Source organism: uncultured Tateyamaria sp. (assembly GCF_947494755.1).
GTDB lineage: Bacteria > Pseudomonadota > Alphaproteobacteria > Rhodobacterales > Rhodobacteraceae > Tateyamaria.
The window spans coordinates 21,398-33,176 of sequence record NZ_CANLVZ010000011.1 but is presented as its reverse complement, the minus strand read 5'-3'; the positions used below and the strand labels follow the sequence as shown (position 1 = coordinate 33,176).

Annotated in this window: 8 protein-coding genes; 2 read left to right on the top strand and 6 right to left on the bottom strand. The window is 63.5% G+C overall.

Translation table 11 applies throughout. From position 1 onward, the window contains the following. Nucleotides 1–55 precede the first annotated feature (55 nt). Complete coding sequence (dctP, locus tag Q0908_RS13975) at nucleotides 56–1,042, bottom strand: TRAP transporter substrate-binding protein DctP (RefSeq protein WP_299285556.1); 987 nt, start codon at nucleotides 1,040–1,042, stop codon at nucleotides 56–58. Between the two features lie 162 nt (nucleotides 1,043–1,204). On the opposite strand from dctP, the gene Q0908_RS13970 reads away from it, so the two are divergent. Both Q0908_RS13970 and Q0908_RS13965 read left to right on the top strand, forming a co-directional pair. Further along, nucleotides 1,205–2,206, top strand: a complete 1,002-nt coding sequence (locus Q0908_RS13970) for an aldo/keto reductase (RefSeq protein ID WP_299285552.1) — start codon at nucleotides 1,205–1,207, stop codon at nucleotides 2,204–2,206. 28 nt (nucleotides 2,207–2,234) lie between these two features. After that, complete coding sequence (locus Q0908_RS13965; RefSeq protein WP_299285549.1) at nucleotides 2,235–4,112, top strand: FAD-dependent monooxygenase; 1,878 nt, start codon at nucleotides 2,235–2,237, stop codon at nucleotides 4,110–4,112. Here the strand turns inward: Q0908_RS13965 and cysG are convergent. From cysG to nirB, 5 genes are read right to left on the bottom strand one after another with little or no spacing between them, the layout of a single operon-like run. Beyond that, nucleotides 4,109–5,509: a siroheme synthase CysG gene (gene cysG, locus Q0908_RS13960; protein WP_299285546.1), complete on the bottom strand. Its 1,401-nt coding sequence runs from the start codon at nucleotides 5,507–5,509 to the stop codon at nucleotides 4,109–4,111. The genes Q0908_RS13965 and cysG overlap by 4 nt on opposite strands. Continuing rightward, a complete protein-coding gene (locus Q0908_RS13955; protein WP_299285543.1) occupies nucleotides 5,506–6,441 on the bottom strand; it encodes a glycosyl transferase family protein in 936 nt (311 codons plus the stop codon). The genes cysG and Q0908_RS13955 overlap by 4 nt, the downstream gene beginning before the upstream one ends. After that, nucleotides 6,438–9,014, bottom strand: a complete 2,577-nt coding sequence (locus Q0908_RS13950) for a nitrate reductase (RefSeq protein ID WP_299285540.1) — start codon at nucleotides 9,012–9,014, stop codon at nucleotides 6,438–6,440. The genes Q0908_RS13955 and Q0908_RS13950 overlap by 4 nt, the downstream gene beginning before the upstream one ends. Next, a complete protein-coding gene (gene nirD / locus Q0908_RS13945; RefSeq protein ID WP_299285537.1) occupies nucleotides 9,011–9,346 on the bottom strand; it encodes a nitrite reductase small subunit NirD in 336 nt (111 codons plus the stop codon). Before nirD ends, Q0908_RS13950 begins: the two co-directional genes overlap by 4 nt. Beyond that, the gene (nirB, locus tag Q0908_RS13940; protein ID WP_299285534.1) at nucleotides 9,343–11,778 is read right to left on the bottom strand and encodes a nitrite reductase large subunit NirB; all 2,436 of its coding nucleotides are present in this window, start codon (nucleotides 11,776–11,778) and stop codon (nucleotides 9,343–9,345) included. The genes nirD and nirB overlap by 4 nt, the downstream gene beginning before the upstream one ends. Nucleotide 11,779 lies beyond the last annotated feature (1 nt).

Genomic DNA, 11,779 nt, shown 5'->3' with positions numbered 1-11,779 from the left:
AAATCTGGAGTATTGGATCAGGAGGGCGCGCGGCAGCGCCCTCCGGTGTTTTGGATCACTCGACAGCCAGCGCCATATCAAGCAGTTCCTGCCCATCGGGCACTTCCTCGACAAAGGCTTTGTAGGAGGTTTCCTGCGCCAATGCGCGCCACGCCTCAAAATCCTCGGCCGACATCTGGGCGATCTCGACGCCCGCATCGCGGAACACCTGTTCGGACGCCGCATCCTGCTTTTTTGCCTCTTCCAGATAGAACGCCTCGGCCTTGGCGGCCGCCTCGGTCAGCGCGGTCTGCTGTTCGGGGGTGAGGCTGTCGAACTTGGATTTGTTCATCAGCAGGGGTTGGTACATGAACCACAGCGCCACATCACCCGCAGGGGTATAGCAGCTCACCTGCTCGTAAATCCGATAGGACACGAAAGACGAGGACGAGGTGTTGGCCGCCGTCAGCACGCCGGTCTGCATGGCGTTGTAAATCTCGGACGAGGCCATGGAGGCAATCGACGCCCCTGCCCCGGCCAGCATCTGTTCGAACGCCTTACCGGCGGCGCGGGTCTGCAGGCCCTGCACGTCTTCAGGCGCGGTGATGCACTTGTCCTTGCCGACGAAACCACCCGCAAGATAGCCGTGCACCAGCACCATCACGTCATCCTCGGCCATCTTTTCCTCGAGCGCGGCCATGAAAGGCGACGCACTCAGGCGCGCGGCGTGATCGTGGTTTTTCACCATGCCGGGCATCAGCGTGAGGTTGAAGGCGGGTTGCTGGCCCCCTGCATAGCTGAGCGGCAACACGGTCATATCGAGCTGCCCGCGGCTGAGGGGGCGGTACTGCTCGCGCGGCTTGAACAGCGACTTCGAGCCAAAGATCTGGATGTCGAGGCCCACATCCGCCTCGGCCACACCGTCGGCCACGATTTGGGCAACCTGATGGCGCACATCCGTGTTCGACCATTGATGCGACAGGCGCAGCGTCTCGGCGCTGGCGGCGGTTCCAAAGGTCAGGCACGCAGCCGCAGCGGCTGCTGTCAGAGCAGTTAACTTCATAGAGTCCTCCCAGACTTGTCTTCGGGATCTCACGTCCCGGTGGCGCGGAGTCAAAGTTTTGAAGGTTTGGCCTTTCAAGTCAATTTTATTGTCGCAAGGGCGCGGGCAAGGCGTTTTACTGCACAGCAGGTCCTGACAAACCGACCCCAAAAGGAGCCCGATATGCAGACCCGCCCGCTTGGCCAAAACGGCCCTCACGTGCATCCGCTCGGGATCGGTGCGATGTCGTTCTCGAATTTCTACGGGGCCACGAACGAGGCCAACAGCCACGCCATTCTTGATGCGGCCCGCGTCGCCGGTGTGACCCATATCGACACCGCCAACGTTTATGGGATGGGCACGTCCGAGACGGTCATCGGCACCTATCTTGCCGCCAATCCGGACGCGCGCGATCATTTCACCATTGCCACCAAAGGGGGCATCACACGCAATCCCAATGGTCCCGGCAACATCTTTGACAACTCCCGCGCCCATCTGGAGGCTGAACTTGACGCCAGTCTCAAGCGGCTCGGCGTCGAGGCGGTCGATCTTTACTATGTCCACCGGCGCGATCCGGCCCTGCCCATCGAAGAGGTAACCGAGACGCTGGCCGCACTGGTCAAATCCGGCAAGACGCGCGCCATCGGCTTTTCCGAGATCGCGCCGACCTCGCTGCGCCGCGCCCACGCGGTCCATCCTGTCGCCGCCGTTCAGTCGGAATATTCGCTCTCGACCCGCTCACCCGAGATGGGTCTGGTGCAGACCTGCGCCGAAATTGGCACTGCCCTGGTCGCCTTTTCGCCGGTGGGCCGGTCCTTGCTGACGGACACCCCCCTCAGCCACTCCGCCGTGCAAGACCTCGGCTTTCTGGTGAATAACCCCCGGTTTGTGGAGCCGAATTACAGCGCCAATATCGCAGCAACCGTCCCCTTTCGCGCGCTCGCTGCTGATATGGGGCTGCCTGCGGCGGGTCTCGCCATCGCATGGCTGCTGGCACAGGGTGATCACATCATCCCCATCCCCGGCACGCGGTCAGTGGCGCATTTCCAGCAACTTCTTCAAGGGGCGACACGCACCTTGAGCGCGGAGGAGTTGGCGGCCATCGACGCGGTGTTGCCCATCGGATGGGCGCACGGCGACCGTTATTCCCCAGCGCAGTGGAACGGGCCCGAAAAATACTGTTAGATGTCCCAACCAAAGGTGAGGTGCGCCCGTGCAATACCATGAAAGCGGCTTTCGCCCCGGCGATCCGTCCGTGGCCCGTGCCGCCGAGATGGCCGGTCAGACCCCTGATATCGTTGACGTCTTGATCGTGGGCTGCGGCCCGGCGGGCCTGACGCTGGCCACGCAGCTTTGCCCCTTCAGCGACATATCGGTGCGGATCGTGGACCAGAAACCCGGCCCCCTTGAGGTCGGGCAAGCCGATGGTATCGCCTGCCGCTCGATCGAGATGTTCGAGGCGTTCGGATTTGCCGAAAAGGTCATCAAGGAAGGCTACCAGGTTAATGAGGTCACGTTCTGGCGCCCGGACGCGGATCGCCCTCTGGCGCGCGTGGACCGGATTGAGGACGTGGCCGAAGACCTGTCGGAAATGCCCCATGTCATTCTCAGTCAGGCGCGCATCCATGATTTCTATCTCGAACAGATGCGCAATTCGCCGCGCCGCCTGACGCCGGACTACAACCGCCGTCTGATCGACCTTGTGCGCCCTGATGACCCCGACGCGCCCATCACCGCCACCTTCGAGCATGTCGATGCGCCCGAGATCCAAGAAACAATCCGCGCACGGTTCGTGGTGGGCTGTGACGGGGCGCGCAGCGGGGTGCGCCGGGCCTTGGGGCATCGCTTGGAAGGCGACTCGGCCCGCCAGCTTTGGGGCGTGATGGACATACTGCCGCGTACGGATTTTCCCGACATCCGCCTGAAATGCGCGATCCAATCGGCGGATGCGGGCAGCATCCTCGTGATCCCGCGCGAGGGCGGCTACATGGTGCGCCTTTATATCGAACTGGATGCGCTGGCCGAGGGCGAGCGTGCGGCGGACCGCAACGTGACCGCTGACAGCATCATCGCCAAGGCCCGGCGCATTCTTGCGCCTTACACGCTGGAGGTCGCCGAGGTCGCGTGGTGGTCGGCCTATGAAATCGGGCAGCGCGTCTGTGATGCGTTCGACGATGTACCCGAGGCGGCGCGTGGCAGCCGCGTGCCCCGCATCTTCATCGCGGGTGATGCCTGCCATACCCACAGTCCCAAGGCCGGTCAGGGCATGAATGTGTCGATGGCCGATGCGTTCAATCTGGGCTGGAAGCTGGCGTGCGTGTTGCGTGGCCAGGCAGTGCCGCACCTGCTCGACACCTACGGACAAGAACGGCAGGCCACGGCGCGCGAACTGATCGACTTTGACCGCGACATGGCTCGGCTGTTCAGCGCCAAGCCCCGGACGGACGCTGAAAAAGCGCAATTCCAGCACTATTTCCAGCGCCACGGTCGTTACACCGCCGGGGTCGAGACATGCTATGCCCCGTCCCTCATCACCGCCACGCCCCGCGCGCCCAACCTTGCCACGGGGTTTGCAGCCGGAACCCGCTTTCACTCCGCTCCGGTGATCCGGTTGGCGGATGCCAAACCGCTCCATCTTGGTCATGTGCTGAAGGCGGATGGGCGCTGGCGGGTGATGCTGTTTGCTCCGCGCGGGGACAAGGGTGCCGAGGGTGGGCCGCTTGCCCAGATCTGCGCGGGCCTTGGCCAAGGGAACGGTCTGATCGCGCGCTACACACCGCAAGGTGCTGATATTGATAGTGTTCTGGACATACGTGCCATCCTGCAAAGCCCCCACCGCGAGGTGGATCTGACCAAACTGCCCGCGCTGCTGCTGCCGCAAAAAGGGCCCATGGCCCTCACGGACTATGAAAAGGTGTTTTGCCCATCGCTGGATGGCCCCGACATTTTCGACCTGCGCGGCGTGGATCGGGACCGCGGGGTCGCTGTCCTGTTGCGCCCCGATCAATATGTGGCCGAGGTGGCCGCATTTGATGAGATATGGCGGATTGACGCGCTGCTTGGCGCTGTGTTGCGCCCCGCGAGACCTTAGGCGACGCTGCGATCAGCAACGGACATGGTGCCCGGTTGGGCCTGCGCCTTGGCCGGCCAGCTGATAAACACCATAGCAGCGCCCGTGATCGCGCGGTCCATCAACGTTTGTTCAAGGGTCGAGATGGTGCAAGTGGCCGACACCTGACCAGCGCGTTGGGCTTTGGCAACGACCTTGACCGCAAAGGGCACATGCGGATGGCGATCCTGCAAGGCGCGTGCAATCGCCGGGGCGGCACCAACCGCCATGTAAAGCGCCACGCTGATCCCCGGCTGGATCGCATCAATCGCAGCAGGCACCACGTATCCGTCGGCGCGGTGCCCGGTCGTCAACACCAGCGTGTCGATTTGCCCCCGTTCTGTCAGGCTGTCGCCCACCGCCGCCGCCGCAGCGCAGGCGGCTGTGATACCGGGAACGACTTCGAACGGAATATCGGCTTGCGCCAACGCCGCCATCTCTTCGGTGCTGCGTCCAAAGACGCCCGGATCCCCACATTTCAAACGCACCACCCGCTGCCCGCGCTTGGCTGCGGCAACCACGCTTTGCGTGATTTTCTCCTGCGGCCAGCTATGACAACCCGGTGCCTTGCCCACATAGATGCGCTCGGCGTCGCGGCGGGCCAGCTCCAAGATCTCGGGATCAAGCAACCGGTCGTAAAAAATCACATCCGCTTCCTGCAGGCGTTGCACACCGCGCAGGGTGATCAGATCTTTGGCCCCCGGCCCGGCCCCGACAAGGCTGACGCTGCCCTGTTGCATATCCCCGAAATCGTCCCGCTCAATCGCAGTCTTGATCATCTTGGCCGCCGCCCGTTCGGCCCCGCTGACAAAGGTGCGGCGGGGGCTGTCATTGAACACCCATCGCCACAAATCCCGCCGACGGCGCGGGGCAAGGCGGGCCGCCGCCGCCGCCCGCAACCGCCCTGCCAATGCGGCCAGATCGCCCAGACGGGGCTCCAGCGTCTCTTCGAGCCGGGTCTTGATCTGGCGGGCCAGCACGGGCGCTGTGCCTTCGGTGCCGATGGCAACCACGACCGGATCGCGGTCCACGATCGAGGGGGTGATCGCGTCACATAAGGCCGGCTGATCCACGACATTGACCGTCGCCCCACCCGCCTTGGCCAGATCATGCAGGGTCATATCCGCAGCCGGGCACCCCGTGGCGACAAAGACAAGCGCGCTGTTCTCAAAGTCGGCAGGCCCAATCGGACCCGTGCGATGTGTCACCCGTCCGCATGCGTTAAGGCTGGCCAATTCGGCGTCCAGATCGGGGGCCAGGATCACAACTTCCGCCTCGGTCTTCAGGATCAACCGCGCCTTTTGCGCTGCCTGTTCCTGACCGCCTGCGATCACGACGCGGCGGCCAGCCATTTGAAGGAACATTGGAAAGGTTTTCATGCGAGACGACTTTCTTGCTGGTGACGCGCGACCCAAAGGGCGGCGGCCATGTCTTGGGCGGCGGTGACCGTGGGGGTAGCCTTGAGGGACCAAAGCGCCAGCGCCGCCGTCCCTGTGACCGTGGCGACCGCAAACGGGTCTTGCACAGCGCCATGCCACAGCCCACACAGATCAACGCGGTGATCGACGTCATGCAGCCGCCGGGTCTGATCCGAAAGAGGCGCGCAATGTTCGGCAATATGGGTGCCATCGCGCAGGCCGAACAGGGTGGTATCCTTGGACGGATGACGCTCGAACTCGCCGCCGCCGCCCTTGATGATGGTCAAATCCCTTTGACCCAACAAGGCCGCAGCATTCGCCTGAAGGCCGCGATAAGACGGGTGAAAAACGCCCTGCACGCTGACCGGTGCGCGGGAGGGGTTCCACATCCGCAACACTGTATTGAAACAGGATCGCAGACCAAAAATATCACGCAATTTCAATATTTTGAACGCCTTGTGGCACAGCGTCTGAAGCGGATCATAGCTGACATTTGGCCCCATCAGATCAACCACATCGGCGACCGCAACCATTTGAGAGGGATGCGCATTCCAGCCGTGCAGGTGAACCCGGTATCCCGCCTGCCCGACAAGATTTGCGGCCAAGACGAACAGCGGCGCACCCCGGCTCCGCCCCGCCGCATAAGAGGGCCAATCAAGGTCGGCCTCGGCCACGCCCGCTTGGGCAAAGGCGCGCAAGGCGCGTGTGAAGCCCGCGATCTCAGCCGGGGTTTCGCCGCGCATGCGCAGGACCATCAGCAAGGCCCCCACGGCCTCGGGGGCGGCTTTGTCGGCCAGAATCAGCGTCATCGCTTCAAATGCTTCTTCCAGCGTCAGCGGGCGCGCCCGGCCCTGTCCGCGGGCTACGATCCGGACATATGGCGCAAGGCTCATTCGGCGGCCATGGGCACCGTCGTGCCCTCCAACAAGGCGGCAAGTTCAGGTTTGCACGACCCGCAATTGGTGCCTGCGCAGGTCGCGTCCCCCAAGGCGGTAACGCTGTGGGCCCCGTTCGCGACAGCCCCGAGCAGTGTGTTGCGCCCCACTTGGAAACAGGCGCAAACGGTCGCGCCGGGGTCCGGTTGATCCGTCGGGGTGCGGCCAGCAAGCGCGGCGAGTGGCGCGATATCGGTGCCGATGCAAGCAATCGCCGCTGTGCGGGACAACACGACCGGCGCCGAGGATATGAACATCAGCGCGGTGATCCGCCCCTCAACCTGAAAGGCCACGCGCACGGCACCCGTCGCGGGATCGGTCTGGATGGAGGCAGTGCCCTCCGCCTCGCCCGTCAAAGCCCGCGCTTCGGCCACCCAGTCCAGCGGCACCCTGCGCCCTGCAAGTTCTACCTGCCATCCGGTCACCGTGCGCGATACGGCAGCGTAGGGCGCGTGCGGCGTCAACGCCTGCGCGCTGGCCACAAACCCATACCATTTCGCCTTGAATACCGACGCCGTGACCGCGCCTGCCTTCAGTGCAGGTTGCCCCGAAATCGGATCGCTCACGGGGGCGGTCATGCGATTGATCACGCCGTTCGAAGACGTGAGCCGGGTCCAATGCATCGGCGCAAACAACTGCCCGGGTGCGACCCGCGACGTCACGAGCGCGCGCAGGATCACCTCACCTTGCGCGTTTTCAAGGCGGATCAGATCCCCCGGCGCGGCGGTCAAAGCATCGGCATCGCGCGGGTGCAGTTCCACATAAGGTTCGGCCAGATGCGCGCCTAGACGGGGGGCCTTGCCCGTCCGTGTCATCGTGTGCCACTGGTCGCGATTGCGCCCGGTGTTGAGCTGGAAGCGGGGCCTCAGTTGGGGCGGGGCCACGACCGGCACCATGCGTGCCTTGCCATCCGAATGATAAAACCGCCCGTCCGCAAAGAACCGATGGTCGTTGCGCGGCCATTGCGTTGGCACAAGAGTGGCATAGTCGGCATCTGCAAAGATGCTCAGATCGAGATCGCGGGGAAACTGCGCTGTGGCGGCGTCAAGGGCGATATATTCGGCGAACACGTCAGCGGGTCCGCGATAGTCAAAGGCCGCGCCAAAGCCCATGCGCGCAGCCACGTCGCTGATGATCCGCCAATCGGCACGCGCGCTGCCCGGCGGGGGCAGAAAGCTGCGCTGGCGCGAAATGCGGCGTTCGGAATTGGTGACGGTCCCGTCCTTTTCGCCCCACCCCAAGGCTGGTAAACAGACATGGGCCAGATCGGTGGTGTCCGTGCGTTCCATGATGTCCGAAGTCACCACGAAGGGCACGTTCGCGATGGCACGGGCGACATGATTGCTGTCGGGCATCGAGACGGCGGGGTTGGTCGACATCACCCACAATGCCTTGATCTGACCGCCTGCACAGGCCTCGAACAAGTCGATGGCCTTGAGGCCGGGTGTGGTGCAGATGGTGGGGCTGTTCCAGAACTCCTGCACGGCGTGGCGGTGATCCGGCTCGCCCAGCTCAAGGTGATTGGCCAGCATATTTGCCAGCCCCCCCACCTCGCGCCCGCCCATCGCATTGGGCTGGCCAGTCGCCGAAAACGGACCCATGCCCGGCTTGCCGATCCGGCCCGTGGCAAGGTGACAGTTCAGGATCGCGTTCACCTTGTCCGTGCCGCAGGACGACTGGTTCACCCCTTGGGAATAGACCGTGACGACCTTTTCGTGCCCCGCCCACAGAGCATAGAACGCGGCAAGCTCTTGCGCGGACAGACCGCTGCCTTGCGTGTCGGTGGCGCGGGCTGCCGCGATGGTCTCGGCCACGCCATTCACATGACGTGCCGCGAAATTCTGATCGATCAGGTCATGATCAGCAAGATGCGCCAGCAACCCGTTGAACAGCGCGACATCTCCGTCCGGTGCGATGGCCAGATGCATGTCCGCCAGATCCGTGGACGCAGTGCGGCGCGGATCGACGTTGACCACACGCATATGCGGGCGTGCCGCCTTGGCCGCTGCGATCCGCTGGTAGAGCACCGGGTGACACCACGCGAGGTTCGAGCCAACCAGCACGACCACATCCGCCAATTCAAGGTCGGCATAGGTACCGGGCACTGTATCGGTCCCGAAGGCGCGCTTGTGACCCGCTACCGAGGACGCCATGCAAAGTCTTGAATTCGTGTCTATATTTGCCGATCCGATGAATCCCTTCATCAGCTTATTGGCAACGTAATAATCCTCAGTCAGCAATTGGCCCGACGCATAGAAGGCCAGGCTGTCGGGTCCATGTTCGGCAATTGTGGCGCTGAATTTCGACGCCACCAGATCAAGCGCGCTGTCCCAGTCAGCCCGCTGCCCATCGACCTTGGGGTGCAGCAGTCGTCCCTCCAGATCCGTCGTTTCGCCCAAGGCCGACCCTTTGGAGCAGAGCCGCCCGAAATTCGCCGGGTGGTCGGGGTCGCCCTTGATGGTGCCATCCGCCCCGGCCAGCACACCGCAACCCACGCCGCAATAGGGGCATGTCGTCCGGGTCAGCGTCATGCCGCAACACGCGCGCGCAGAAAGGCGCGATCAAGCAGCACACGCCCCTCTTCGACCCGCGCGGCATATGTTGCCACCTGCCCTTCATCGTTGCCCTGCGCCTGACCCGTTTCCAGCGAAATGACCCAATTGTGCAGGGGGCATGTGACGGATGTGCCATGCACGATGCCCTCTGCCAGCGGCCCGGCCTTGTGCGGGCAGGCGTTATCGAGCGCAAAGACCTGATCATCCCCGGTGCGAAACACGGCCACGCAGCCGAGCGCCGTTTTCACCATTCGCGCGCCGCGCTGTGGGATGTCGCCCAGGGCGGCGATGTCGATCCAGTTACTCATTCCGCAGCCTCCAATGACAGGTTGGCGAGCGGGCGATATGTCTCGGCCCGGGTGCTTGCATGTTCGGCCCAAGGATCCTTGCGATAGATCGACTGGCTGACTTCGAACCGATCCACCAGCGCCATGCGGCTGTCCAGATCATCCACAATCCGTTCGCTGATCCAGTCGAGGCCCACCTTGCCCATCCATTTGTAAATCCGGTCGAGATACTTGGCGTTCTCGCGATAAAGCTGGGTCACCGCCTTGATAACGTCCACCGCCTCTCGTTCGGTTGTGACCTGCACCAGCAATTCGGTTTCCTTCACATCCATGCCCGCCGCACCGCCGATGCTGACCTGATAGCCGCTGTCGACGCAGATCACGCCAATGTCCTTGCAGGTGGCTTCGGCGCAGTTGCGCGGGCATCCCGACACGCCCAGTTTCAGCTTGTGCGGCGTCCAGGCGCCCCAAAGCTGCTTTTCCAGCTTGATGCCAAGCCCGGTGCTGTCTTGTGTGCCAAAGCGGCAATGGTCTGTGCCGACGCAGGTTTTGACGGTGCGCAGGCCCTTGGAATATGCATGACCCGACACCATCCCCGCCGCGTTCAGATCGGCCCAGATATCGGGCAGATCCTCGCTGCGCACGCCCAACAGGTCGATGCGCTGCCCACCCGTGACCTTCACCGTGGGCACCATGTATTTGTCTGCCGCATCGGCAATCGCGCGCAACTCGTTTGGCGTGGTGATCCCGCCCCACATGCGCGGCACGACGCTGAAGGTGCCGTCTTTCTGGATGTTGGCGTGTTTGCGTTCGTTGATGAACCGGCTTTGGGGGTCGTCGCGGTATTCCAGCGGCCAGTCCGCCAGCAGGTAGAAATTGAGCGCAGGCCGGCACACATGACAGCCACACGAGGTCTTCCAGCCGCATTCCTGCCAGACCGCAGGCATTGAGGTGAGGCGTTGCGACTTGATCATGCGCCGCACGTCCTCGTGGGTCATGTCGGTGCAGGCACAGATCGACTGGGCCGCAGGCAGAACGAAGTCATCGCCAAGGGTGACAGCCAGCACCTGTTCGACGAGCCCGGTGCAGGTGCCGCAGGACCCCGACGCCTTGGTGGTGGCACGCACCGCCCCCAGATCGGTCGCTCCGGCGGCAATCGCATCTTCGATCTGGCCCTTGCAAATTCCGTTGCAGCCACAAATCTCCGCGTCACGCGGTAAGGCTGCAACACCCGCTAAAGGGTCCAGGGGGGTCCCCCCCTGATAGGCCGGGCCAAAGATGAGCGTGTCACGCATCCCGGCAATGTCGGTCTTGTCCCGGATCAGTCCGAAGAACCAGTTGCTGTCGGCGGTGTCCCCATACATCACGGCCCCGACGACCACGTTGTCCGCGATCACCAGACGGCGATAGACGCCGCGCCCGGGATCGCGAAACACGATGTCCTCGCGCCCCGGCCCGTCCATGAAATCCCCGGCGCTGAACAGATCGCAGCCGGTGACCTTGAGCTTGGTCGACAGCTCCTTTTGCACAAAGGCGGCCTCAGCCCCCGTGAGGGTCTGCGCGGCGACCTTGGCCTGATCATAAAGTGGGGCGACAAGGCCAAAGATCGCGCCGTCATGTTCGACACATTCGCCCACGGCCAGAATATCGGCGTCAGATGTGACCATCTGATCGTCCACATGGATGCCCTTGCCCACGGCCAGCCCCGCCTCTTGCGCCAGCGCGGTGTTGGGCCGGATGCCCACTGCCATGACCAGCAGATCGCAGGGTAACTCGGTGCCGTCATCCAGCAGCAGCGCACGCACATGGCCGTTCTCGCCCAAGATCTCCTTGGAGTTGGCCGAACATTTGACAGTGATCCCCTTGTCCACCAACGCCTTGCGCAGGAGATAACCGGCGGCTTCGTCCAACTGCCGCTCCATCAGGTGCGCCATGATGTGTACGACCGTGACGTCCACACCACGCGCGGCCATGCCTGCCGCCGCCTCAAGGCCCAGCAAACCACCGCCGATGACCACGACTTTGTTGCTCGCGCCAAGGGCCATCATCCGTTCGGTGTCTTCGAGGTCGCGGTAGGCGATGACGCCCTCCAGATCGTGACCGGGCAGCGGGATCATGAATGGGTTCGATCCGGTGCCGAAGAGCAGCTTGTCATAGGGCACAACATCGCCATTGGCGGCTGTCACCGTCTTGGCCACGCGATCAATCTGCGCAATCCGCTCGCCAAAGCGGCAAGTCACGCCGTTGACCTCGTACCAGTCCGCATCGTGGGTGACGATGTCGGCGTAGCTCTTGTCGCCCGCCAGCACCGGGGACAGCATGATGCGGTTATAGTTGCCGCGCGGTTCGGCGTTGAACAGGGTCACGTCATAGCCTGCCTCGCTCTCGAACAGATGTTCGAGAACGCGGCCCGTGGCCATTCCCGCCCCGATCACAACGAGTCTCGTGGTCATA

Excerpts from the sequence above, each read along its gene's own strand:
- Q0908_RS13955 (WP_299285543.1), bottom strand. The coding sequence starts at position 6,441 with ATGAGCCTTGCGCCATATGTCCGGATCGTAGCCCGCGGACAGGGCCGG.
- nirD (WP_299285537.1), bottom strand. The coding sequence starts at position 9,346 with ATGAGTAACTGGATCGACATCGCCGCCCTGGGCGACATCCCACAGCGC.
- Q0908_RS13950 (WP_299285540.1), bottom strand. The coding sequence starts at position 9,014 with ATGACGCTGACCCGGACGACATGCCCCTATTGCGGCGTGGGTTGCGGT.
- dctP (WP_299285556.1), bottom strand. The coding sequence starts at position 1,042 with ATGAAGTTAACTGCTCTGACAGCAGCCGCTGCGGCTGCGTGCCTGACC.
- Q0908_RS13970 (WP_299285552.1), top strand. The coding sequence starts at position 1,205 with ATGCAGACCCGCCCGCTTGGCCAAAACGGCCCTCACGTGCATCCGCTC.
- nirB (WP_299285534.1), bottom strand. The coding sequence starts at position 11,778 with ATGACCACGAGACTCGTTGTGATCGGGGCGGGAATGGCCACGGGCCGC.
- cysG (WP_299285546.1), bottom strand. The coding sequence starts at position 5,509 with ATGAAAACCTTTCCAATGTTCCTTCAAATGGCTGGCCGCCGCGTCGTG.